This window comes from Halorubrum shenae (genome assembly GCF_051194165.1).
GTDB lineage: Archaea > Halobacteriota > Halobacteria > Halobacteriales > Haloferacaceae > Halorubrum.
Genome location: NZ_JBLZNI010000006.1, coordinates 158,130 through 182,127 on the forward strand (window position 1 = coordinate 158,130; position 23,998 = coordinate 182,127).

Annotated in this window: 22 protein-coding genes, 1 tRNA gene and 1 pseudogene; 12 read left to right on the forward strand and 12 right to left on the reverse strand. The window is 67.2% G+C overall.

All coding sequences use genetic code 11. The features are described 5' to 3' along the window. Positions 1-54 precede the first annotated feature (54 nt). Positions 55-924 (forward strand): zinc metalloprotease HtpX, encoded by an 870-nt coding sequence (gene htpX, locus ACNS88_RS09530; RefSeq protein WP_435096418.1) that lies wholly within the window; start codon positions 55-57, stop codon positions 922-924. Positions 925-1,003: 79 nt separating this feature from the next. Here htpX and ACNS88_RS09535 read toward each other — a convergent pair whose 3' ends face one another. From ACNS88_RS09535 to ACNS88_RS09560, 6 genes are all read right to left on the reverse strand, one after another. Then, positions 1,004-1,408: a DUF7126 family protein gene (locus ACNS88_RS09535; protein WP_435096421.1), complete on the reverse strand. Its 405-nt coding sequence runs from the start codon at positions 1,406-1,408 to the stop codon at positions 1,004-1,006. Beyond that, a complete protein-coding gene (gene guaA / locus ACNS88_RS09540; RefSeq protein ID WP_435096424.1) occupies positions 1,408-2,325 on the reverse strand; it encodes a glutamine-hydrolyzing GMP synthase in 918 nt (305 codons plus the stop codon). Before guaA ends, ACNS88_RS09535 begins: the two co-directional genes overlap by 1 nt. Further along, positions 2,326-3,981, reverse strand: coding sequence for a CTP synthase (gene pyrG, locus ACNS88_RS09545; protein WP_435096427.1), 1,656 nt, complete (start codon positions 3,979-3,981; stop codon positions 2,326-2,328). It abuts the gene before it with no gap. A 649-nt stretch (positions 3,982-4,630) separates the two neighbouring features. Further along, positions 4,631-4,714: transfer RNA gene (locus ACNS88_RS09550), tRNA-Leu, on the reverse strand. A gap of 30 nt (positions 4,715-4,744) precedes the next feature. Then, complete coding sequence (locus tag ACNS88_RS09555; RefSeq protein WP_435096430.1) at positions 4,745-5,842, reverse strand: PAS domain-containing sensor histidine kinase; 1,098 nt, start codon at positions 5,840-5,842, stop codon at positions 4,745-4,747. Between the two features lie 73 nt (positions 5,843-5,915). Beyond that, the gene (locus tag ACNS88_RS09560) at positions 5,916-6,809 is read right to left on the reverse strand and encodes an EamA family transporter (RefSeq protein WP_435096433.1); all 894 of its coding nucleotides are present in this window, start codon (positions 6,807-6,809) and stop codon (positions 5,916-5,918) included. A gap of 99 nt (positions 6,810-6,908) precedes the next feature. Here ACNS88_RS09560 and ACNS88_RS09565 point away from each other — a divergent pair, with 99 nt between their 5' ends. Together ACNS88_RS09565 and ACNS88_RS09570 are read left to right on the forward strand one after the other, a co-directional pair. Further along, positions 6,909-7,172 carry a DUF309 domain-containing protein gene (locus ACNS88_RS09565; protein ID WP_435096436.1) on the forward strand — a complete coding sequence of 88 codons (264 nt, stop codon included), beginning with the start codon at positions 6,909-6,911 and terminating at the stop codon, positions 7,170-7,172. After that, positions 7,169-7,663, forward strand: coding sequence for a DUF309 domain-containing protein (locus ACNS88_RS09570; protein ID WP_435096439.1), 495 nt, complete (start codon positions 7,169-7,171; stop codon positions 7,661-7,663). The genes ACNS88_RS09565 and ACNS88_RS09570 overlap by 4 nt, the downstream gene beginning before the upstream one ends. Before the next feature lie 823 nt (positions 7,664-8,486). On the opposite strand, the gene ACNS88_RS09575 is transcribed toward ACNS88_RS09570, so the two are convergent. Further along, complete coding sequence (locus ACNS88_RS09575; RefSeq protein WP_435096442.1) at positions 8,487-9,725, reverse strand: site-specific integrase; 1,239 nt, start codon at positions 9,723-9,725, stop codon at positions 8,487-8,489. Position 9,726: 1 nt separating this feature from the next. On the opposite strand from ACNS88_RS09575, the pseudogene ACNS88_RS09580 reads away from it, so the two are divergent. Continuing rightward, a pseudogene (locus ACNS88_RS09580) lies at positions 9,727-10,065 on the forward strand (DUF309 domain-containing protein); the annotation flags it as partial. Between the two features lie 50 nt (positions 10,066-10,115). Further along, complete coding sequence (locus ACNS88_RS09585; RefSeq protein WP_435096445.1) at positions 10,116-10,919, forward strand: M14 family metallopeptidase; 804 nt, start codon at positions 10,116-10,118, stop codon at positions 10,917-10,919. A gap of 18 nt (positions 10,920-10,937) precedes the next feature. On the opposite strand, the gene ACNS88_RS09590 is transcribed toward ACNS88_RS09585, so the two are convergent. Next, on the reverse strand, positions 10,938-11,339 hold the full coding sequence (locus tag ACNS88_RS09590; RefSeq protein WP_435096448.1) for a cupin domain-containing protein: 402 nt from the start codon (positions 11,337-11,339) through the stop codon (positions 10,938-10,940). 102 nt (positions 11,340-11,441) lie between these two features. Here ACNS88_RS09590 and ACNS88_RS09595 point away from each other — a divergent pair, with 102 nt between their 5' ends. Continuing rightward, entirely contained in the window at positions 11,442-12,626 is a 1,185-nt protein-coding gene (locus ACNS88_RS09595; RefSeq protein ID WP_435096451.1) for a CBS domain-containing protein, read from the forward strand. A gap of 444 nt (positions 12,627-13,070) precedes the next feature. Here the strand turns inward: ACNS88_RS09595 and ACNS88_RS09600 are convergent, their stop codons facing one another. Together ACNS88_RS09600 and larE are read right to left on the reverse strand one after the other, a co-directional pair. After that, positions 13,071-13,274, reverse strand: a complete 204-nt coding sequence (locus tag ACNS88_RS09600; RefSeq protein WP_435096454.1) for a hypothetical protein — start codon at positions 13,272-13,274, stop codon at positions 13,071-13,073. 101 nt (positions 13,275-13,375) lie between these two features. Continuing rightward, positions 13,376-14,317 (reverse strand): ATP-dependent sacrificial sulfur transferase LarE, encoded by a 942-nt coding sequence (gene larE / locus ACNS88_RS09605; protein WP_435096457.1) that lies wholly within the window; start codon positions 14,315-14,317, stop codon positions 13,376-13,378. A gap of 112 nt (positions 14,318-14,429) precedes the next feature. Here larE and ACNS88_RS09610 point away from each other — a divergent pair, with 112 nt between their 5' ends. Further along, a complete protein-coding gene (locus ACNS88_RS09610) occupies positions 14,430-16,421 on the forward strand; it encodes a MutS-related protein (protein ID WP_435096460.1) in 1,992 nt (663 codons plus the stop codon). A gap of 23 nt (positions 16,422-16,444) precedes the next feature. On the opposite strand, the gene ACNS88_RS09615 is transcribed toward ACNS88_RS09610, so the two are convergent. After that, positions 16,445-17,608, reverse strand: coding sequence for a hypothetical protein (locus tag ACNS88_RS09615; RefSeq protein WP_435096463.1), 1,164 nt, complete (start codon positions 17,606-17,608; stop codon positions 16,445-16,447). Positions 17,609-17,787: 179 nt separating this feature from the next. Between ACNS88_RS09615 and ACNS88_RS09620 the strand changes: the two genes are divergently transcribed. Genes ACNS88_RS09620 through ACNS88_RS09630 form a run of 3 tightly spaced genes read left to right on the forward strand, consistent with a single transcriptional unit; the run spans position 17,788 to position 19,984 of the window. Then, positions 17,788-18,588: a DUF7857 domain-containing protein gene (locus tag ACNS88_RS09620; protein ID WP_435096466.1), complete on the forward strand. Its 801-nt coding sequence runs from the start codon at positions 17,788-17,790 to the stop codon at positions 18,586-18,588. Further along, on the forward strand, positions 18,585-19,238 hold the full coding sequence (locus ACNS88_RS09625; protein WP_435096469.1) for a MinD/ParA family ATP-binding protein: 654 nt from the start codon (positions 18,585-18,587) through the stop codon (positions 19,236-19,238). The genes ACNS88_RS09620 and ACNS88_RS09625 overlap by 4 nt, the downstream gene beginning before the upstream one ends. 50 nt (positions 19,239-19,288) lie before the next feature. Continuing rightward, a complete protein-coding gene (locus ACNS88_RS09630) occupies positions 19,289-19,984 on the forward strand; it encodes a M48 family metalloprotease (RefSeq protein ID WP_435096472.1) in 696 nt (231 codons plus the stop codon). Positions 19,985-20,010: 26 nt separating this feature from the next. On the opposite strand, the gene ACNS88_RS09635 is transcribed toward ACNS88_RS09630, so the two are convergent. Then, positions 20,011-20,328, reverse strand: a complete 318-nt coding sequence (locus ACNS88_RS09635) for a HalOD1 output domain-containing protein (protein WP_435096475.1) — start codon at positions 20,326-20,328, stop codon at positions 20,011-20,013. 294 nt (positions 20,329-20,622) lie between these two features. Between ACNS88_RS09635 and pheS the strand changes: the two genes are divergently transcribed. Further along, positions 20,623-22,131, forward strand: a complete 1,509-nt coding sequence (gene pheS / locus ACNS88_RS09640) for a phenylalanine--tRNA ligase subunit alpha (protein ID WP_435096478.1) — start codon at positions 20,623-20,625, stop codon at positions 22,129-22,131. Next, positions 22,131-23,867 carry a phenylalanine--tRNA ligase subunit beta gene (gene pheT, locus ACNS88_RS09645; RefSeq protein WP_435096481.1) on the forward strand — a complete coding sequence of 579 codons (1,737 nt, stop codon included), beginning with the start codon at positions 22,131-22,133 and terminating at the stop codon, positions 23,865-23,867. Before pheS ends, pheT begins: the two co-directional genes overlap by 1 nt. Positions 23,868-23,998 lie beyond the last annotated feature (131 nt).

Genomic DNA, 23,998 nt, shown 5'->3' on the forward strand with positions numbered 1-23,998 from the left:
GCTGCCGTCGCCGTCTCCGGCAGTCTTTAACCGACTGAGCGGTAAAATACGGGTATGGAATGGAAGACCGACTGGGGACTGCGTGGACGGATGGCGTTCACGATGTTCCTCCTCTTCGCCCTCTACGTGGTGTTCGTGGGAGTTCTGACTCTGTACTTCCAGAACTTCCTGTTCCCCATGATTATGCTCGGCGGGTTCTCGATCGCGCAGTACTTCTTCAGCGACAAGCTCGCCTTGCGGAGCATGGGCGCCCACGAAGTGAGCCCCGAGGAGTATCCGGACCTCCACCGACGGATGGACCGACTGAGCCAACAGGCCGACCTCCCGAAGCCGACCGTCGCGGTCGCCGACACGCAGGTGCCGAACGCGTTCGCGACCGGCCGGAACAAGAAGAACGCGACCGTCGCGGTGACGACCGGGCTGCTCCGGTCGCTCGACGACGACGAACTCGACGGCGTGCTCGCCCACGAGCTCGCGCACGTGAAGAACCGCGACGTGATGGTGATGACCATCGCCTCGTTCCTCTCGACGATCGCCTTCTTCATCGTCCGGTGGGGGTGGCTGTTGGGCGGGAACAACCGACAGGGCGCGCCGGTCATCGTCGCGATCGTCGTGTCGATCCTCGTCTGGATCGTCTCGTTCCTGCTCATCCGCGCGCTCTCGCGGTACCGCGAGTACTCTGCCGACCGCGGCGCGGCGCTCATCACGGGCAAGCCCGGCGCGCTCGCGTCCGCGCTGATGACGATCGACGGGCGGATGGACCGGGTACCTAAGGAGGACCTCCGCGAGGAGGCGGAGATGAACGCGTTCTTCATCATCCCGATCAAGGCCGGATTCGTCGGCAAGATCGCCTCGACGCACCCCCCGACGGAGAGCCGGATCGAGCGGCTCCGGGAGCTCGAACGGGAGATAGAGACGGCCTGAAAAGGACTCGGCTACTGGAACCGCGCCGCAAATACTCTGTTAACACCGCTGCTCCGCTGCTGCTACTCCGCGACCACTACTACTCCGTCCGGTCGGCAGCGTCGTCGACCAGCTCTTCTGCGACCGTCTCAGGCCCCATCAGCGCCGGGTCGATCGCGAGGTCGGCAACGCCGGCGACGAACTCGGGAAGCGACCGCTCCGCGTACGTCACCGCGAGTACGTCCGGATGCAGCTCCTTGGCGATCGGGATCCCGGTCGCCTCCTCCACGTCGGTGAGGACGAAGTAGGTGGCCTCCGCGATTCCGACCTCGGAGAGCACGTCGGCGGTGACGAGCCCCTCGATCCGGCGGATTTCGACGCCGAGCGCTTCAAGCTCTTCGCCGAGTCCGTGCTCGTCGGGGCCGGCGACGACGGCGACGCGGTCGTCGTCGACGCGACCGCCGTCGACGTGACCGCCGTCGGTGTGAGCGGGTGTCCCCACCATCACTCGTACTCGATCGTCGCGGGCGGTTTGTGGGTCACGTCGTAGACGACGCGCGCCACGTCGTCGTTCTCGCCGGTGATCCGGCTCTGAATGCGCTGGAGCGTGCCCCAGTCGAGCTCCTGGGCGCGTGCGGTCATCCCGTCGCGGCTCTCGACCGAGCGCACGGCGACGACCCAGCCGTGGACGCGGTTGTCGCCTTTGACGCCGGTCGCCTTCCCGAGAACGGCGGCGAACGCCTGCCACGGGTCGTACTCCTCGAGTTCCTCCTCGACGACGTGGGTCGCCTCGCGGGCGACTTCCGCCTTTTCCGGCGTTACCTCGCCGACGATCCGGACGGCGAGCCCGGGACCGGGGAACGGCATCCGCTCGGAGATGATCTCCTCTAAGTCGAGCGCGCGGGCGACCTCGCGGACCTCGTCTTTGTACAGGTCCCGGACGGGTTCGACGATCCCCTCGAAGTCGACGACCTCGGGGAGCCCACCGACGTTGTGGTGCGATTTGATGTTCCCCTCCGACTCGATGCGGTCGGGGTAGATCGTCCCCTGCACGAGGTAGTCGGCGTCAACGTCGTTGGCGACCGTCTCGAACTCGTCGATGAACCCCTCACCGATGACGTGGCGCTTCTCCTCGGGGTCGGTGACGCCGGCGAGGCGGTCGAAGAAGCGGTCCTGCGCCTCGATCACTCGCAGCGACTCCATGAACGAGAAGGTGTCGCGGATCTCCTCCGTCTCGCCTTTTCGCATGAGCCCCGTGTCGACGTACACCGGGGTGAGCTGGTCGCCGACCGCCTCGTACGCGAGCGTCGCCGCCACCGAGGAGTCGACGCCGCCGGAGAGGGCGATCACGGCGTTCGCGTCGCCGATCGCCTCCCGGATCTCCGCTTTCGCCTCCGCGATGAATTCCTCCGTCTCGACCATCTATAGTCTCACGTCCGCGTTCCGCTCGGTTGTGTCCGTCGATCCCAGCGCCGCCTCGACGAGGGCGACAAACGGCGGGCTCGCTCGGTCCGGCCGCGACCGGAACTCGGGGTGGGCCTGCGTCCCGAAGAAGAACGGGTGGTCCGGGCGCTCTAAGATTTCCATCCGGTTGTCGGCTCGCCCGGAGAAGGCCAGTCCGTCCGCTTCCAGCTCGTCGATGTACTCGGGGTTTACCTCGTAGCGGTGGCGGTGGCGCTCCGTACAGGAGTCGGCGTCGTACACCCGCGCCGCGAGCGTGCCGGGCTCGATGTCGGTCTCGTGGGCGCCGAGCCGCATCGTCCCGCCCATGTCTTCGGTTTCGTACTGGTCTGGGAGCAGATCGATAACGGGGTAGGGGGTGTCGGGGTCGATCTCGGCTGAGTGCGCGCCCTCCAGCTCGAGCACGTTGCGCGCGTGCTCGACGACCGCCATCTGGAAGCCGAGACAGAGGCCGAGGAAGGGCACGTCGTTCTCGCGGGCGTACCGGACCGCCTCGATCTTCCCGTCCGTTCCGCGGGAGCCGAACCCGCCGGGGACGACGACGGCGTCGGCCTCGGCGAGGCGTTCCTCGTGGCGGTCCGTGGTCTCGTCGGCGTCGACCCACAGCACGTTCACCTCCGTCTCCGTCTGGATCCCGGCGTGTTTCAGCGCCTCGTGAATCGACATGTACGCGTCCTCTAAGGCGTACTTGCCGACGAGCGCCACGTCGATCTCCTCCTCGCGGTCGCGGGTGACGAGCTCGCGCCACTCCGTCGACCGCTCCGCTTTCGGGAGCGCCTCGTCGGCGAGTCCGAGCCGCTCCATCACGTGCTCGTCTAACCCCTCGTCTTCGACCATCAGCGGAACGTGGTAGATATCCTCGACGTCCGGGTTCGAGAAGACGGCGTCGGTGGGCACGTCGCAGAACAGGGCGATCTTTTCTTTCGTCTTCGGCTCCAGCCGGTCCTCGGAGCGCCCGACGAGGATGTCGGGCTGCAGGCCGATCGACCGCAGTTCTTTGACCGAGTGTTGGGTCGGCTTCGTCTTCTGCTCGCCGTTCTTCGAGTAGGGGACGAGCGTGACGTGGGTAAAGAGGATGTCCTCGTCGTCCTCCTCGTGGGCAAACTGGCGGAGGGCTTCGAGGAAGGGCATCGACTCGATGTCGCCGACCGTCCCGCCGATCTCGATCAGACAGACGTCGCTCCCCTCGGCGGCCTCTCGGATGCGCCGCTTGATGTCGTCGGTGACGTGCGGGATGATCTGGACGGTCTTGCCGAGGTAGTCGCCGGCGCGCTCGCGCTCGATGACGTGCTGGTAGGTCTTCCCCGTGGTGACGTTGTGGTCGAACGTCATGTCGGTGCCGAGGAAGCGCTCGTAGTTACCCAAATCGAGGTCGACCTCGCCGCCGTCCTTTAAGACGTACACCTCGCCGTGTTCGTACGGGTTCATCGTTCCGGCGTCGACGTTGAGATAGGGGTCCACCTTGACAGCGGTGACGTCGAAGCCCGCGTTCGCGAGAAGACGGCCGGTGCTGGCGGCGGTGATGCCCTTGCCCAGCCCGGACATCACCCCGCCCGTGACGAAGACGAACTTCCGACCCAGCGAGGGGTCGTACCCAGTGTCGGGATCCGTTGGCATATCGACCGTCCGTCAGGGGCCGGCAAAACCGTTTCGGACCCTCCGTTTCGGGTGGACGTTCGTGACGTTTTGGCGGTGTGTGCATCGAGCGTCAGGTTCGGGGTGACGGATGTGGGAGGCGGGCGACGGCCTCGCCGCGCTCTTGTCCGCGATCGGCGTCGGCGTCGAGCTAGCGGTCCGATTATTCGTTATACTCATGCTGGCTCGATCGCCGATAAGTGGTCGATAACGGATCGATACCGAACACCGCCAAAGCCCCAGCCGCGAGGACTCGATGGGCTCGCTGCGGTCCTCGTCGCTCACTGCGTTCGCTCCTGCGGTCCTTGCGTCGCCCGTCTTCGCCCTTCCGAGAGACGAAGTCTCTCGTCTTTCCGCTCGCTCCGCTCGCGGAAATCGCGACTGCCCCTTTGAGTCCCACCCCGCACCGCACAGCCCCGCACCTCACGCCTCCCCAGCCTCGCGGTTCGCGCTCTCCGAGCGCTCACCGCATCCCTCGCGCGTGCTGACTCGCGGGCCTGCGGCCCGCTCGCAGGCACGCGCCACCGCCTCGGGTTTATAAATGGCTGCCGCTCGTCGAGTTCGAGTGAAGTTTTGCGAGGGAAGAGCGCTCCGAGAGCGTCTTCCGCATGTACGCGCTGTGACGCGCTCATGCGAGGGGAGGGATTTGAACCCACGGACCTCTACAGGAGCGGATCTTGAGTCCGCCGCCGTTTCCGGGCTTGGCTACCCTCGCACGCGGCCCTGAGTTCGACACCCCACCCCTTTACGTCGTCGGTTCCGCGCCACCGAGCCGCGCCTCGAAGCCGCCGTCGGCCGACTCGTCGATCTCCAGCGTCCACCCGTGCGCGGCCGCGACGCGCTCGACGATAGCGAGTCCGATCCCCGTACCGCCGCCGTGTGAGGCGCCGAACTCGGTCACGTCACCGCGCTCGTCCGCCGGAATCCCCGGACCGTCGTCGGCGACGTAGATCCCGCGGTCGTCGATACCGATCCGAACCGTGGGCGCGTCGCCGGCGTGGTCGAACGCGTTTCCGATCAGATTCCCGAGCGCCCGGCGGAGCAGGTCGCGGTCGGCCGCGACCGGACCGGCCTCCTCGACGACGAGCGTCGCGTCGGCCGGCGGCTCCCCGAAGTCGCCCGACTCCCAGCAGTCCGTCGCAAGCGCGTCGAGGTCGACCGGATCGAAATCGATATCGATCGCGTCGGGATCTCTGACCATCACGAGCGCCTCGCCGATCAGCGTCTCGATCCGATCGAGCGCGTCCTCCGCGGGATCGAGTCGGTCGAGATCTCCGGTGTCGCGGGCCAGTGTCAGATAGCCGCGCGCGACGGAAAGCGGATTCTTGAGGTCGTGCGAGAGGAATCCCGCGAGGCGTTCGAGCCGGTCGTTGAGCCGTGTCAGCTCCCGCTCCCGCTCGACGCGCTCGGTCACGTCGCGGATCACCCCGACGGCGCCGACCACCTCGTCGTCGCTCTCGCCGTCCTCGTCGCCGCCGTCGTCGCCCTCGGCGCTTCCGTCCCCGTCGTCAGTCAGCGGCGTGAGCCGCGTCTCGGTCGTGACCGTCGACCCGTCACCGAGCGTCGTCGTCAGCTGGACGCGCTCGTCGTCAGACTCACCGGCGAGCACGCGCTCGACAGCGGCGCGGAAGCGCTCGCCGGTCGCCTCGTCCCAGTACCCCTCTTCGACGATGCGCTCCGGGTGTTTCCCATGGAGCACCTCCTCGGAGAAGCCCGTCACCTCTCGGAGTCGGTCGTTGACGAACACGCGGTTCCGATCCGCATCGAGGACGTAGGCGCCGTCGGCGAGCGCGGCGACGACCGATGCAGCGTGTCCGGATCGGTCGCCCTCGTCGCAGGTCATACGTGTGCTTCGACCCCCCGTGTAACGTGTTTTGCGGGTCGCTCGCGCCGACCGTCTGAGAGAGCGAACCGGATCACAGCGCGATCATTCCGACGCCGACGACCGCGAGGAGCGCGGCCAAGAGCCGGATCCGGAAGTAGCGCTCGCCGAGGACGATTCCGCCGAGCATGACGGCGATGATGGCCTGCGTGTTGATCACCGGTGAGGCGACGCTCGCGGGGAGCGACGCGAACGCGACCGTGGTCAGGTACTCGCCGAGCGCGACGAGCGCGCCGGCCGCGAGGAACTTCGGCACGTCGGCTCGGGTCACGCGTGGCGGGTTTCGGACCGCGGCTGGCAGCAGAACGAGTCCGGCGCCCGTGAGCAGCAGCGGAACCCACAGCGTTCCCGGGATCGCGAGCTCTTGAAGCGCCACCCGCTTCCCGAGGTCGGCGATCGCGTAACACGCCGCGCTCACGAGCGCGAGCTGGGCGGGTCGGGAGTGGACCGCACTGACTAGGGGTGCAAGCAGGCTCCCGGGCTCGTAGTTCGCGACGTACACCGCGGCGGTGGCGACGACGACCCCCGCCACCTGTATCGGCGCGAGCACCTCGCCGAGCAACAACACCTCCATCGGCAAGACGAACATCGGGACGACCTTGTTGATCGGAGTCACGTAGGAGACGTCGCCCTCGTCGATCGCCCGGAGAAACACCACGAAAGCGGCCGCCGTGGCGGTCGCGGTTCCGGCGACGACGGCGACGGCGGCAGGGTTCACGCCGGCCGCTGCCTGGGCGAGTCCACCGATTCCGTCGGTGAGAAACTCGTTCGTCGCGACGGTGACCGGGAGGAACCACGCGAGCGCCGAGACGTTGATCAGCACCGTGAGCCCGGCGGGCGGATACCCCGAGAACGAGCGCTTGAGCACGAAGATGTAGGTCCCCCAGACGACCGCAGCGCCGATCGCAGACAGGAGGCCGGCGTCCATTACCCGACCTGACACCCGGCCGGGGAAAGAACCGTTCGATCCGGTGGCAGGACCGAATTCCACGAAACGGTTAGGTCGCTGCGGACGCGACACGCCCCTATGGACGGGCACACCCGCGATCCCGGCGTCGCCCCGCCGCTCGGGGACCCAGCCGGGTGGCACGCAGCGGGTGAGGGCGCCGCGGCGGACGGAAAACCGAACGCCGACACGCGGATCGCCGGCGGCCACTGGGAGCACGCCACCCTCCGGCGGGCGACCGAGCACGGCGTCCGGCTGTTCAACGCCGGCGCGTACCACAAATCGCACGACTGCTCCAGTGTAAACGATATCTACCGAGGAGCCGGGGCAAGAAACAACTTATGAACGACCACACGCGGGACCACAATGTAGCCCCACCGATTTCAGGAAATCCAACCGGCTGGCGTGAAGATCGAACTGAATCAAACGGGTGGAAACACGGAACTCTTCGAGCGGCTGTGGTTCATGGGGTTCGGCTCTATAATTCCGGTGAGTTTCACGAATCACATGATTGTTTTGAAGCGGAGTGGTACAACTACGGGAGCGGAACGACGGAGAGCGCCTTCCTCCACGGAATGGTACAGGTCGCCGCGGGCGCGTACAAGCACTTTGATTTTGAGAACGACGATGGGATGAGAAGTCTCTTCAGAACCGCCTTACAGTATCTTCAAGCAACGCCAGCAGATTACTATGGGGTTGCTGTTCTAGATGTTCGGACCACCGTCACGAACGCGCTCAAAGATCCTACGGTACTGCATGGGTGGCACATTGAACTTGATGGGAATTCTCCCGAAGCCACAGAAGCAGACTTTGTGTACGCTGAAGGGCTAGAGTGAGCCTGGCAGCGGCTAAATTAGGATATACAGCCCCTATTGAGATCTCAGCGGTTGATAGTTTCACGCCCTCCATTGCTCAGTACAGACCGATCAGTGAGTGATCACGGGAGTGAGTGTTGCAGATCCTCGGTGGCAAGAGCGTATTTAAAAGAGTGTGAGCGATAGCGACGATAGCTTATAAAGAACGCTGCGGTGGCGTGCGCCTGTGAGCGCCCATCGGGCGCGAGCAGCCCGCACGAGGGAGTCGGTGGTCCGGAGCAACGCGGAGGACCACCGACGAGGCTGGGGAGGCGTGAGGCTGTGCGGTTGCGGGTGGGTGGGACTCAAAGGGGCAGCCGACGAGGCGGGCGCAGGCGACGTAAGCACCGCAACGAGGGAGTGAACCGCGTGAGCGACCGAGTGAGGAGCGCAGCGAGCGTGCGCCCGCCTCGCCGGCTGGGGCTTTGAAAGTGTTCACCGCAGCACCGTCGATCGCTTATAAACAGCCGACAGCAACATCGCTCGATTACGTATAAACGACCTCAGTCGCGACGTACGATACCTATTCGCGCAATCGATCAAGTAGCAGCTCTTATTGAACAGCAGTTTCAGTCGAAGATATGTCTGAAGAATAGGACTTCAACAGGACCGTAGAAGTGAGACGAATTCCTACGAAGAAGAGTATCGGGCTCTCTCCCACTACACCATGAACTTGTAGCTCGGCTCAATCTTCCCCGACAATGTCTTGCAGCAGAGCTTTCAATTCGGGGTTTTCATCCACCCTCTTCTCGAATTGCTTGACTATATCTTGATTGTCACTTCCTAGGAGAGTATCAGTCAGATCTTATTTCACGTCATCTTGTACTTGCTCTTCAACTCCATGTGCGTCAGGTGAGTACGTGAGACCACAGTACGGACATGATTTCCAGTCATCGTCTAGCGGTTCTCCACAACTGTCACAGACTGGCGGAGTTAGTGGGTTTTCTTCTTCGGGTTCTCGAAGACCACGAGCAACTTCAGCCTCTTTGATGTAATCCTCGTCCGTTAGATGAGCATACGTCCGTTCCATGACCTTACTATCCGGTTCGTGGCCGATTAGGTGTTTTATCGTGTCATTGTCCATACCGTAGTCCCGCTTACAGACAGTGACGAAGTAGTGCCGGAAGTTGTGAGCATTAACCGGCTTATCCACTCCAACGGCGTCACCAATCCGCTGAAGTTGTCGATACACAGTACTGGGATTGAGCTTGTCACCGGCCCGAACGCCGTCACGGTTGTCTTGCTTGTGTTTGTGCGTGATAAGATAGTCGTCAAGTTCTCCGGTCGGGTGCTGGCGCTTCCAGTCACGGACAGTTTTCTGTGCGCCAAGCAGTGGACGCTTACCGCTGGCACCTTTCAAATCGCCGGCATCCTCGTTCAAATAGAATGTCCCCTCTTCAATATTCACATCTTTTAGCCGAAGGTTGAGGATTGCACTACGTCGTTGGCCGGTATAGAGAAGCAGGTCGACTAAACAGGCGTCACGGGAGCCACGCCGTTTTGCTTCATCGCGAATAGCCTGTACCTCATCGGCAGAGAACATATCACGTTCATCTACTGGCGATTCGTCTTGGTCGGCAAAGTGAATCTCGTCGCGGTCAACCTCAAGATCGTCATGGTACAGATAGAAGCGACGGATCGGCCCCTGCTTGTTCCGAACCGTTCCGTTGGATAATCCTTCGTCTTTCACACGGTCTACCCGACCATTGAGGTATGCATCCATCAAGCGGTTAACATCGTATTCCGTGGCTTCAGTTAGGTTAAAGTCGGCATCAGCCGCAACACGTCGGATCTCACGAGCATATCGGGCGAGCGTTCCATCGCTCTTAGTATCCCCATCTGGCATTTGGTAGGTATTCCGTTGTGGGTCGTTTGCGTCCAGAAATTCGAGGATACGCTTTCTTTCCTCGTCGCTAATCTCATCACCGTCACGGATTCGGTCACGAGCTGTTTCGTACCGCTCTCGCATCGACTTAGCCATCTGTGGGTCTATGTTGTCTATCAAGATCCACTCACTTATGAAATACGCATTGTTTACACCCATACACGAAACCTTCGAGGACGAGTGGTACAACTACGGCAGCGGCACCGCCGAGAGCGCCTTCCTCCACGGGATGGTGCAGGTCGCGGCGGGCGCGTACAAGCACGTGGACTTCGAGAACGACGACGGGATGCGGTCGCTGTTCGAGACCGCACTGGAGTACCTCCGCGGGCTTCCGGGCGACTTCTACGGCGTCGACCTCGACGAGGTCCGAGAGACCCTCCGAGTCGCGCTCGACGATCCGACCGCGATCGACGGGTGGAAGATCGCCGTCGACGGCGCCCGCCCGGAGGCGTACCCGGCTGACTACGAGTACGCCGAGGCGCTTGACGAGGCGCACTGAGCGCACCCGCGATCCGAATCCGACTTACCGTCAGAGCGCGTCAGGCCGGTATGGACGTACACGATCTGGGCGAGGGGGAGCCGGAGGTCGCGGTCGTCGGCGCGATCCACGGCGACGAGCCCTGCGGCGCCCGCGCGGTCCGACGGCTCCTCGACGCCGACCTCGACGTGGAGCGACCGGTGCGGTTGATCGTCGCCAACGAGGCGGCGCTCGACGCCGAGGTCCGCTATCTCGACGCCGACCTCAATCGGTCGTTCCCCGGCGACCCGAACGCGGAGGCACACGAGAAGCGACTCGCCGCCGAGCTGCTCGACACGCTCGACGGCTGTTCGACCCTCGCGATCCACTCGACGCAGTCGTACGCCGAGCCGTTCGCCGTCGTCGACTCGATGGACGAGGTCGCTCGCGCGGTCGCCCCGCACCTCCCGGTCGACGCCGTGATCCAGACCGACGCGTTCACGCAGGGACGGCTCATCGAACACCCGCACACCCTCGAAGTGGAGGCCGGCCTGCAGGGCTCCGACGGCGCCGCCGACAACGCCTACTGGCTCGCGCGGGCCTTCCTGGCGGCGACCGGCGTCATCCACGCGCCCGGCGCGGAGAGCGTGGTCGACGCCGGCGGGCGCGAGGACGTGGCGGTGTTCCGGCTCCGAGACCAGATCCCCAAGCCGGACGCCGAGACGTACGAGGTGTTCGCGCGCAACTTCGAGCGCGTCGAGGCCGGCGAGGCCTTCGCGGCCGCCGGCGACGAGCAGCTCCGCGCCGAGGACCCCTTCTACCCCGTGTTGCTGTCGCCGTACGGCTACCGCGACCAGTTCGGCTACGTCGCGGACCGAGTCGGGACGATCGAGTGAGGGCGGGCGCGAGACGGGCTACTCGACCAGTTCGATCTCGTCGTCGCCGTTCGGCACCGCGCAGATGAACGCCCCCGCGTCCGCTCCCTCGTTCCGGTACCAGTGCTCGACGCCCGCCGGAATGAGGAGGGCGTCACCGGGCGCCACACGGTGTTCTTCCTCGCCGATTCCCACCACGTACTCGCCGGCGAGCACGTACTGCTCGTGTTCGACCGCGTTCGTGTGGCGCGGGACTTCGGCGCCGGCCGCCAGCTCGAACCGCCGCATCGCGAAGGTCGGGGCGCCGTCCGACTCGTCGAGGAGGACGCCCTTCCGGAGCCCCTCGGCGGCGTCGACCGCTTCGTAGCCGATCTCGTCGCTACGCTTCACGACGGGAGAGGGCTCGCCGGCCGTCGTCGCGTCGTCAGTGGTGTTGCTCATACCGGTCGATCGCCGTCCGGCGGCTTATAAACGACGGCGAGTCGGCGTCGCTCCGGCGCCGCCGCCCAGACGTTTAACCACCTACCCACCCAATCTGCGCGTATGCGTGGAATCAAGATCGGGACGGCGCTGGGGATCCCGGTCAGGCTCAACTGGACGTTCCTGATCGTGTTGCCGCTGTTCGCCTACCTCATCGGGTCGCAGGTCGGGACGATCGCCGAGGTGATGAACGAGGCGTTCGGCGCCGGTATCGACTCCGCCGCGCTCGGTGCGGGACTCACGCCGTGGGCGCTCGGGCTCGCAGCCGCGCTCGGGCTGTTCGGCGGCGTTCTCCTCCACGAGTTCGGCCACTCGATCGTCGCCATGCGGTACGGTTACGAGATCGAATCGATCACCCTGTGGCTGCTCGGCGGGCTCGCCAGTTTCGCCGAGTTCCCCGAAGACTGGAAACACGAGTTCTGGATCGCGATCGCGGGACCGGTCGTCAGCGTCGGGGTCGGACTCGCCTGTTTCGGCGTGTTCCTGCTCGCGCCCGGCGGCTCGAACGCCGTGTTGTTCGTCTTCGGCTACCTCGCGCTGTTGAACATCGTGCTTGCGGTGTTCAACATGCTCCCCGCCTTCCCGATGGACGGCGGGCGCGTCCTTCGAGCGCTCCTCGCGCGGAACCAGCCCCACGCGCAGGCGACTCAGCGCGCCGCCGCGATCGGCAAGGTGTTCGCCTTCCTCATGGGGCTGATCGGGCTGTTCACCTTCCAGCTCCTGTTGATCGTGTTGGCCTTCTTCATCTACATCGCCGCCTCCGGCGAGGCACAGCAGACGACCCTCAAAGCCGCCTTCGAGGACGTCACCGTCGCCGACGTGATGACCCGCCGAGAGGACCTCCACACCGTCACCGAAGACACGTCGGTCGCGGACCTGATGAGTCGGATGTTCGAGGAGCGTCACACCGGCTACCCCGTACTCCACGGCGACAACCTCGTCGGGATGGTAACCTTAGAGGACGCCCGATCGGTGCGAGACGTCGAGCGGGACGCCTACCGAGTCGACGACGTGATGGAGACCCAACTGGTCGGCGTCGGCCCCGAGACCGACGCGATGACCGCGCTCCAGACGATGCAGGAGAACGACATCGGCCGGCTTCCGGTGATCGACCGGAACGAGGAGCTGGTCGGACTCATCTCCCGCTCTGACCTGATGACCGCGTTCAACATCATTCAGACGGGCGGGACCCCGAGCATCATCAGCGGTCGCCGACAGCAGGTCGAAGGCGGTCCCGGCGTGTTCTGAGGGCGGTCGTCGCTACCTTTTCAACCCCGTTTTCGAGGCTCTGTTGGAACCCTCTTCGGAGGTACCCGCATCCGGCATCGCTGATCGCTGACGGCTGCGTCTTGATCGATTGCGAGAGTATGTGTATCGGGTTGACAGAGTGGTTGTTTATAACTGAGAGGGTGGCGTTGCTGTCGGTTGTTTATAAGCGATCAACGACTCTGCGGTGAACACCGGCAAAGCCCCAGTCGGGAGAGCGGCGCACTGGGCCGCTCACCGGGGCGCGCCACCGCACCACATTTATAGGCGATTGTCGCTGTCGCTCGCGATCGTTTAAATATCGCATCGACGCCACCGAGCTGCAACACTCACTTCCGCTGTCGCTCGCCACTGGGTCGACCCTGACCGCAACGGTCCAGAGTGAATCACCGGCTACGGCGTTCGAGAGTGTCGCTCGCCGGGAAATCACTCGCCGTCGGCAGTCGCGAAGAACTCTACGTCGCCGGCGATGACGGCGCTCACGATCACCGTCGCTCCGACGAGGATCGCGACGACAAGCGTCGTCAGCATCACGCCGAACGTGCCCTCACCGACGGTGACTCCGACGAACGCGCCGACGGAGCCTCCCACGCCGCCCGCGATGATCGCGAGCGTTTTCGCCTCGCTCATACGTGTCGATTCACCAACACGGGAGATAAACGTTCGCGTCGGTTTCTCTCGGGTGATAACGGGCAACACGCGTCGAGAGTCGTGTCCGCCCCGCGATCGCCTCAGCGAGGGTACCGACGGCCGAGATCGACCGCCGGTTCCTCGTTCGTACCGTCAGTCGCGTCGTCGGCCCTTTCCGCCTCTCCCTCGCTCCCGTCGCCGCCCGGGCTCACGCTGCCGGTACGGTAGCCGGCCATGTCGAGGGTGACGTACTCGAACCCCACGTCGGTGAGGTGTTCGTGGACCGCCTCGGCGAACGCCGGGTCGAGCGCGCGTTCCAGCTCGTCTGGCGAGATCTCGACGCGCGCGAGCCCGTCGTGGTCACGGACGCGGAACCCCTCGAACCCCCACTCGCGGAGCACCCGCTCGGCCTTCTCGACGCGAGACAACCGTTCCTCGGTGACCTCCAGTCCGGTCGGGATCCGCGAGGAGAGACACGCCATCGAGGGTTTATCGGCGACCGAAAGGCCGTAGGCGTCGGCGATCGCGCGCACCTCGTCTTTCGTGATCTCGGCGTCCAGAAGCGGCGAGAACACGTCCAGCTCCTCGACCGCGCGCAGGCCGGGACGGTGCCCCTCGCCGGGGTCGTCGGCGTTTGTCCCGTCACAGACCGTACCGATTCCCAGCTCTTTGGCCGTCTCGTACATCTGCCCGAGCCGCATCGTCCGGCAGTGGTAACAGCGGTCGCCGTCGTTGGCGACGAAGTTCGGGTCGTCGAGTTCGGAGAAGGTGACCGTCTCGTGGCGGATCCCGATTTCGTCGGCGACGCGCTCGGCGTCGTCGAGCTCCGCGGCCGGGAGGGTCTCGCTCCGCGCCGTACACGCGACCGCGTCGTCGCCGAGGGCGTCGCGCGCGAGCGCCGCGACGACCGAGGAGTCGACGCCGCCCGAGAAGGCGACGAGGACCCCCTCGCGCTCTGCGAGCGCGTCACGGGCGGTCGCCGCTTTCGCCGCCGTCTCCGGGGCGAGGTCGCTCCCGTCGGCGGCGAGGGTGTGCTGGCTCATGGACCCGCGTTCGCGGTCACCGGGAAAAAGCGCGTCGGCCGCGGACGATCGGGGCTTCGTGTAGAGCCGGACCCCCTATCCTTTTGCTCGTTGCCGCGATACCCGCGAGTGAATGGAGCTGGAGGCGATCCCCGGCGTCGGCGCGAAGACGGCCGCGGCGCTGCGCGAGCTCGACGACCCGGCCGCGACCGTCGAGTCCGGCGACGTGGCCGCGATCGCCCGCGCGCCCGGCGTCAACGAGGCGCGCGCGGCCCGCATCGCTCGCGGGGCGATCCGGCGGCGACACGGCGACGACGGGCGCGTGCTGGCGACCGACCGCGCCCGTGAGGTGTACCGCTCGGCGATCGACCTGCTGCGCGAGCGCACCGTCACCGACTACGCCGCCAAGCGCCTGGAGACGTTCTACCCGAGTGCCTCAGCCTCGCGGATCGACGAGGCGCAGTCGTTCGTCGAGGCGGCGACAGAGCGCGAGCCCGACTCCGCGATCCGGGAGGCGCTCGCCGGGGTTGAACCGCTCACCGACCCGCCGACGGTCCGGGTGCGCGACCGCTGTCTCGCGACGGCCGACGCCGAGACGCTCGCCCGCGCCGAGTCGGCGGTCCCGGAGCTGTCGGTCGAGACCGTCGAGGACGCCCGCGACGTCTCCGAGCTCGCGCGCTCGTACGCGACCGTGATCGTCTTAGACGAGTCGTTCGCCGGGCTCGACGTCGAGGGCGACGTGCACGTTCGGCCCGACGCCCTCGATGAGCCCGCCGAGACCGTCCCGGAGCGCCTGCTCGCCTTTTTCGCCGCGAACCGCGAGCGGTTAGAGGCGGCCGCGGCGGTCCATGAGGCCGCCGACCTCTCCCCGGCCGCCGATCTCGATCGCCTCCGCGACGCGCTCTCGCGGCTCGACGACGACGGGACGGTCGTCGGCGACGCGGAACTCGAACGACTGACCGCCGCCGTCGACGATCTGGACGCCGCGGTGTCGACCGCGGAGTCGGTTGCGGACGACCGGCTCCGGGAGGCGATCCGCGAGCGCGACGTGACCATCGAGGGGACCGACTTCCTCTCTCTCGTCGAACAGGGCGCCCGCGTCGATTCGCTTCTAGACCGCGAGCTCGCCGACGAGTACGACGCCGCGATGGCTCGCGCCCGCGAACACCTCGCGGACGCGCTCCGCTTGGAGCCCGAGGAGGCGGAGCTCGCCGATCGGGTGTTCGGCGACGATCCCTCCTTCCCGGTCGACCACGACGAGACCGCGGTCTCGCGGCTCCGCACCGAGCTCTCGGCGGCGCGGGACCGCCGATCCGCCCGCCTGAAGGCGGAGCTCGCGAGCGACCTCGGCGACCTGCGAGACCCGGTCGAAGCGCTCGTCCGGGACGCCCTCGAACTCGACGTGGAACTGGCGATCGCGCGGTTCGCGCGCGACTTCGACTGTACGATGCCGGAGGTGGTCGGGTCGGAAGCGAGAGACGAAGCGGCGGGGTTCCACATCGAGGGCGGCCGCTCCCCGCTCCTCGACGTCGATTTCGAAGACGTGGAGCCGATCGACTACGCGGTGTCGGGCGCGACCCTGCTCTCGGGCGTCAACTCCGGCGGCAAGACCTCGACGCTCGATCTCGTGGCGCTCGTCGTCGTCTTGGCGCAGATGGGGATGCCGGTGCCCGCCGAATCGGCGACCGTCGAACGCTTCGAGGAAGTGCACTACTACGCCAAATCGCAGGGCACCCTCGACGCGGGCGCGTTCGAGGCGACGCTCCGGGACTTCGGCGACCTCGTCGAGGGCGCCGACGGCCGGCTCGTCTTGGTCGACGAGCTGGAGTCGATCACGGAGCCGGGCGCCTCCGCGAAGATCATCGCGGGCATCCTCGAAGCGCTCGACGAGCAGGACGCCACCGCCGTCTTCGTCTCGCACCTGGCCCGCGAGATCCGGGACGCGGCCGACTTCGAGGTGGCCGTCGACGGGATCGAAGCCGCCGGGCTCGTCGACGGCGAGCTCCGGGTGAACCGCTCGCCGCGGAAGGGCCACCTCGCGCGGTCGACGCCGGAGCTCATCGTCGAGAAGCTCGCCGGCGACCGCGACACCGATTTCTACGGCGACTTACTGGAGAAGTTCTGAGCAGGTCGGAGTCCGGCTACCCCTCAGTCCGCGTCGGCGACGATCCACGGCTTCGCGTCGGGGTCGTACTCGGCGATCGCGCCGCTGTGGCTGCGCGTCTCGGACGCGAGAACGCCGACGTGTTTTAGCTGCTGGACGAAGTTGAACAGGACGTTGGTGCGGATCACGTCGGTCCAGACCCCTCGATCCTGGTAGAGCCGAGCGGTCTCGCCGCGCTCGATCAGCTCCCGGGCGCGGGCCGCGCCGCGGGTCGTGCAGAACGCGCTCAGGAAGACGTTCGGGTACTCGCGGACCAGCCGCTCGACGAGATCGAGGAAGTGTACGCGCGGCCCCTCCTTCCGGAGTGCGTCGAGGAGCAGCCCGAACTCGGGGTGTCTGACGAACGAGTTTCTGAGAAGAACCGCGAGCGGCGGGTGGACCTGGGCGACGGTGCGTCGACTCACGTCCTCCTTTGTCAGGCGGAGGTCGTCAAGGTCCTCGATCCCGTAGCCGCGGAGGACCGTCGCGGCCAGCTCCCCCTGTTCGGTCAGTTCGTGTGGCGATCCCACCGTGACCAGCCCGAGGGTACGCGCGCTCGCGACGGTCTCGCCGCCGGCGCCGAAGCTGTACTCGTCGGCAATCGCGTCGACGAGTTCGTCTCGCGGGAGGGGGCCGTACCGGTCGAGCGCGACGACCGGCGCGAAGTAGTTAAGCGGCTGTGCGAGGCTCAGCGTCGTGATGTCGCCGCCGAACTCGTTCCCACGGAGCCGGAGCGACAGCTGCCCCTCGATATCCGCGACCGCCGCGGTCGATTCCGCGCTCGGGGGCGAGCGCCACCCGGTCGTGCCGTCCTCGTCGACCCCGATGACGCCGACGCCCTTCGCCCGGAGCAGGTCGGCGTGCGGCCTGACGGCGTCGCCGTGCCCGGCGAGGTACGACACGTGCGCGCCCTGCTGGTAGGTCAGCGCCTGTCCGATACCCCGAAGGAGGTTCGTCGAGCCCTTCACCTCGATCGCGAACACGCGGTCGGACTCGGTGAACCCGAGCACGTCGGGGTACCGTCCGCGGATCGTGATCTGGTGTCGACGACAGCGGTCGAGCACGTCCGCGTACGCGTCGCTGTGGGCCTCCGGCACGTGCACCAGCGGCTCGTAGTTCCGCTCGTCGAGCGCGGTTACCACGCGATCGAACACCGCCGGCTCGTTCATAGCGGGCAGACGCTCCCCCGGGCAATAAGCGGTCTCCCGTCGCGCCCGTATCGTTCGCTTCGCTCACTCACGGGCGCGACTGGCCCCACGCTCGCTCACTCCGTTCGCTCGCGTGGATCCCGTCGCGTTCGTACGGCCACCCTCCCGCAGTTTAAGTGCGATACCGCGGCACCCGGCGTATGGACCTCACGTGGGACATCGACCGGGAAGGGGACGCATCGCTGGTTCGGTGTCGCGTGTGCAACGACGCCGCCGTCCCGCGGCGGGTTCGGATCGAGAGCCGGCTCGACGCTCCCGTCCTCCCGCCTCGACGGGGCGGCGTCCCGGAGGACGGATGGGACGAGTCGGGCGTGACGCTGCGTCTCGACGCCGGCGAACGGCGAGCGATCGGCTTTGCGGCCCGCAGTTCGCCGGCCGAGCCGCCGGTCGAGATCGCCGATATCGCGGCGGTCGACCCGACGGCGGGGTCTGAGGGTTCAGAATCGCCGACGGCCGCCGCCCTCCGACGACTCGAGGACCACCGCCCGCCGGAGGCCGCGGTCACTGGCGGTGCGGGCGGGTCGGCTGGGTCGGACGGATTGGGCGGGTCGGACGGCGTCCCCGACGCGGACGCGAGCGACACGGAGAACCCCGACGCGGACGCGAGCGGCGAGGTGACCCGAACCGACGCGGCGAAGAGCGACACAGACGGTCCCGCGCTGTCGTCGACCGGGACGGAAGGGTGGACCGAAACGGTCGAACAGCAACTGGACGCGGTCGAGGCGCGGATCGATCGGGCGGAGCGGCTGACCGACGCCGACCTGGCGACCGCGACGGCGGCGGTCGCAGAGGCTGACGGAGTCGAGGAGTTCTCCGGGCTCGACGAGCGCGTCGCCGCCGACGCGAAACGGCTCCGAGCGCTGAGCGAGCGCGCGTCGACGCTCGCGGCGCGCGCGGAGGCGACCGACGCGCCGATCGAGGCGCTGGAGCGGCTGGCGTGATCCTCGCGGTCGCCGGCGGCAAGGGCGGCGTCGGGAAGACGACGCTCGCGTACAACGTCGCCGCCGCGCTCGACGCAGTCGTCGTCGACGCCGACCTCGGGATGGCGGACCTGCCCGGCGGGCGCGGGCCCGACCTCCACGACGTACTCGCCGGCGCGGCCGATCCGATCGAGACGCTGCGTGCCGGTCCGGTCGACATCGTCCCCTGCGGTCGGACCCTCGCCGGCGCGAGAGCGGCGGACCTCCGGCGGCTCGAGTCCGCGGTGGCGGGGATCGAGCGAGCGCGCGGCACGGTTGTCCTCGACTGTCCGGCGGGGCGGCGCGCGGACGCCGGCGTGCCGCTCGCGGTCGCGGACGCCTGCCTGCTCGTCGTGTCGCCGCGAGCGTTCGCGCTGGCCGACGCCATCCGAACCCGCGAACTCGCCCGCGAGCTCGACGCCGGGCTCGTCGGCTGTGCGGTCAACCGGGTGACCGAGGAGCCGCCCGCCGACGCGATCGCCGACGCGCTCGGAGCGCCCGCGTCGGTCGTTCCCGCCGACCCGCGCGTCGGCCGGTCGGTCGCCGAGGAGCGGCCGATCACTGACGCCGCGCCCGACAGCGCCGCGACGGAAGCTGTCCGCGAACTCGCTCGGCGGGTGCCGAACGCCTGACGGGCCGCGAAGTCGCGCCTTTTTATCGCTCCGGGACGGACCCGCGGACGATGCTCACGGCAGCCCTGCTCGTCGGCGTCGCCGTCCTGACGGTTCTCGCCGTCGAGATCGGGCCGCTGTACGCGGCCGACCGGTTCCGAGACCTTCGGGAGCCGACCGACAGCGAGCGCGGTCGCCTCGACTACGCCCGCGAGACGGCCGGGCTCGACGTGGATCGGATCGCGATCGAGCGCCGCGGTCCGGACGAAGCCGGAGGTGAACGCGGGAGCGAAGGGGTCGGTCGCATCGAGGTCGCGGTCCGTGGCCCGCCCCGCCGGCGGGTGCTGTTTCTCTCGGAGGCCGTGCTTGAGGACGTAAACGACGATGTCGCGATCGGCCTGCTCGCGGCTGAAACCGGTCGCGTCGAGACGTACTACGGCGAGTTCCGTGCCGTCGCGATCGCGGCTGTAATCGGGGTGCTGGCGGCGATCGTCACCGCGACGGTCCCGTTCGAGGCGGGATTCGCGTCGCTCGTCGCCGTCGGGCTCGCGGCGTTCTGGGTCGGACGGCGGGTGCAGTACGCGGCCGACGACCGCGCCGCGGACGCGGTCGGCGCGGGGCGCGTCGCGGACGCGTTCGAGCGCGTCGCTGCGGTTCGCGGGGTCAAACCGGAGACCGGCGGCTGGTCGACGTGGTTCGAGGTGCAACCGCCGCTCGGCGATCGGATCGCGGCGCTACGGGAGCGAGAAGGGTCGGAGGCGTCGTAGTCCGGTTCTCGGCGGGAGCGAGAGCGCTATCGGGCGCGCTCGGCGACGACCGCCGTCGCGTTGACACTGACATCGTAGTCAGCGAGGGACATCGAAACGTCGAGGCCAGCTTCGCGGTGGCTGGCCACGAGCGCGTCCAGCGCGTCCGGGTCGACATAGTCGTAGAGAACGATCCCCGTCTCGTCGCTGAGGTCGGCCGGCTCGACGCCGGCGGCGGCGGCGACGGCCTCAACAACGGCGCGGCTCGGCGACAGCCCGTTGTCGCCGTATTCGATGCTGACCGCCTCCGCGACCGCCTCCGTGACCGACTCATTGCCCCGAGAATTCGACGTTGCGTCACTCATACTCGTTTAGGCGTCGGATCTATATATAAAACCCCACCTGAAAATATCAATCTTGAGATTTTGCTGAGGAGTGAACAGCGACACTCGAGCGTAGCCACACGGTAGCTCGGCACTCGAACGTGCCGGAGCGAGCATCGCCGCCGGAGCCGACGGTGACGCGGTCGAATCGGGCATTCAGTTCGCGCGAGTCGCACGCGGCGGCTCCGTCCCGCTCCGGGAGCGTGAAACCGGCGGATCGGCGGCGACGTGCCGGAACCGTTACCAACCAGCCACACGCCTATAGAGACAACTCGAATGCGACTCCCGGAACGACAGCTTGCGGTCCTCGAGGCCGCCAGCGCGACGGACGAACGGACGATAGACGAGATCGCGACGGAGACCGGACTGAAACCGGAGACGGTCACCGGCGCCGCCTTCGATCTCCGCGACGAGGGGCTGCTCTCCGTCGCCGAGCGAACCGCAGAAACCGCCGAACTCACCGACGAGGGGCGGCGGTACGTCGACGACGGACTCCCAGAGACGCGACTCTACCGCGCCGGGGTCACGCTCGACGCCGACGACGCCGCGGTCTCGATGGGACGGGTCATCGGCGAGGCCGACCTCGACGGTCCCGCGGTCGACATCGCGCTCTCGAACTTCGCGCGCAAGGGCTTCGGGTCGATCGACTCGGGCGAGCTGACCGTCGACGCCGACGCCGACCCCGAAGTCGATCCGGAGGCGGCCGCGCTCGCCGCGCTCGCCGATGGCGAGACTCCTGACGCCGACGAGGCGGTGATCGACCAGCTCGGCTCCCGCGGACTCGTGGACCGCAGCGAGTCGGTGACCCGCTCGGTGACGCTCACCGACGACGGCGTCGACGCGCTGATGACCGGCGTCGAGGCGACGGAGACGGTCGCGCAGGTCACGCCGGAGCTGCTCGCCAGCGGCGAGTGGCAAGACGTGGAGTTCTCGGAGTACAACGTCGAGGCCGACGCGCCGGCGGCCTCCGGCGGCCGGAAACACGTCCTCCGCCGGACCGCGGACCGCGTGAAGGACGTGCTGGTCGGCATGGGGTTTCAGGAGATGGAGGGCCCGCACGCCGACAGCGACTTCTGGATCAACGACTGCCTGTTCATGCCGCAGGACCACCCGGCGCGGACCCACTGGGACCGGTTCGCGCTGGACGTGGACCCGATGGACGAGATTCCCGACGAGCTGATTCGCCGCGTCGAGTCCGCCCACCGCGACGGCTGGGGCGAGGACGGAGACGGCTACCACTCGCCGTGGTCCGAGGAGTTCGCCCGCGAGGTCGCCCTCCGCGGCCACACGACCTCGCTGTCGATGCGGTACCTCTCTGGAATCGCCGGCGCAGAGATAGCGCCCCCGCAGCGCTACTTCTCCGTCGAGAAGGTGTACCGCAACGACACGCTGGACCCGACGCACCTCCTCGAGTTCTTCCAGATCGAGGGGTGGGTGATGGCCGAGGACCTCTCGGTGCGCGATCTGATGGGCACCTTCGAGGAGTTCTACCGGCAGTTCGGAATCACGGATATCCGGTTTAAACCGCACTACAACCCGTACACCGAGCCCTCCTTCGAGCTGTTCGGAGAGCATCCGGAGACGGGCGAGGAGATCGAGATCGGGAACTCGGGCGTCTTCCGCGAGGAGGTCACCGGTCCGCTCGGGGTCGACTGCGACGTGATGGCGTGGGGGCTCGCCCTGGAGCGGCTCGCCATGCTGACCACCGGCGCGGAGGACATCCGCGACCTCCACGGAACCCTTGCCGACATCGAGTTCCTGCGTGACGCGGAGGTGAGCTACTGATGCCCGTCGTCGACATTGACACCGACGAGCTGCGCGGGCTCACCAGCCGCACCGACACGACCGACGAGGAGTTCAAGGAGGACCTGTTCGGGCTCGGGTTAGAGTTCGAGGGGGAGACCGACGACGGCCTCCTCCAGTTCGAGTTCGCGCCCGACCGGCTCGACCGGCTCTCCGTCGAGGGCGTCGCGCGCTCGCTGCGCTACCACTACGGCGACGACCGCGGCGTCTACGTCCCAGACACGAACGACCCCGAGTGGACGATCGAAGTCGACGAGTCGGTCCCGGACGAGCGACCGTACGTCACCGGCGCCGTGATCCGCGGCGTCGACCTCGACGAGGGGGCGCTCGACTCGCTGATCCAGCTGCAGGAGAAGCTCCACGCGACGATGGGACGCGGTCGCGCGAAGGGCGCGATCGGCATCCACGATCTGGCGATGGTCAAGGGCGCGCCGCTACAGGAGGGGTCGGAGCCGTCGATCACCTACCGCGGCGTCGACCCCGACGGGGTGTCGTTCGTCCCGCTGGACGCGAACGACGAGCTGACGCCGAACGAGGTGCTCGCCGAACACGACACGGGACAGACGTACGCCGACCTCGTCGCGGACCTCGACCGCTACCCGGCGATCTACGACGAGCTGGGCCTCTTCTCGTTCCCGCCCGTCATCAACGGGAAGCGGACCGAAGTGACGACGGGCTCCCGCGAGCTGTTCGTCGAGCTCACCGGCACCGACCAATGGACGATCGACCGGATGTGTACCATCATCTGTTACGCGCTCTCCGCCCGCGGCGCGACGATCGAGCAGGTTGAGGTGAACTACGCCGACGGCGCGGCCGCCCCGAGCGAGTACGGCGCGGAGCTGGTCCGCCCGAACCTCGACACCGACGAGAAGGCGGTGAGCCACGACCGCGTCGAGACCTTGCTGGGCGTCGACTTCGAGCCCGAAGAGGTCGTCGACTGCTTCGAGCGCGCCGGCCTCGGCGCCTCCTACACCCTCGACGAGGACGTGACCTACGAGGTGGAGATTCCGCCGTACCGCGTCGACGTGCTCCACCCGCTCGATCTGGTCGACGACGTAGGGCGGGCGTACGGGTTCGACAACTTGGAGCCGCGCTACCCCGACGTGGGGACGGTCGGCGGGCGCCACGAGCGCTCTCGGCTCGAGGACGCGGTCCGGACGAGCCTCGTCGGGCTCGGCTTCGAGGACCTGCTCAACTTCCACATGACGAGCGGGACCGAGAACTACGACCGGCTGAACCTGGAGGCCGGGACCGACGCCTTCGGCGGCGGCGACCCCGTCGGGATCACGGAGCCGTACAGCGAGGAGTACACCCAGCTCCGGACGTGGGCGGTCCCGTCGCTTCTCATGCTGCTCGAACGCAACACCCACAACGCGTACCCGCAGGACGTCGCGGAGGTCGGCTTCGCGGCCGAGCGCGACGACTCGGAGAACACGAACGTCGCCGAGCGCCGCCACGTCGCCGGCGCGATCGCCCGGCGCGACGCCTCCTACGAGGCCGCGAAGGGTCGCCTGCAGGCAGTGTGTGACGACTTCGGCGCGGACCTAGAGACCCCGCGCACCGAGCATCCCTCCTTCATCGACGGCCGGACCGCCGCCGTCGTGATCGACGGCGAGGAAGTCGGCGTGATCGGCGAGGTCCACCCCGCCGTGCTCGTCGAACACGACCTCGAGGTTCCGGTCGCCGCCTTCGAGTTCCACCTCGACGCGCTGCGCTGAGACGGACGCGGTCGTCTTCTCTCCGACACTGTGCCACGATCGGGTGACACGTCTCGACGCGCTTGCGGTCAGTATCGGAACAACTGTGCGCGATGTCGGGAATGGGTGTCGCAGTTCGACGGTGTCGATGC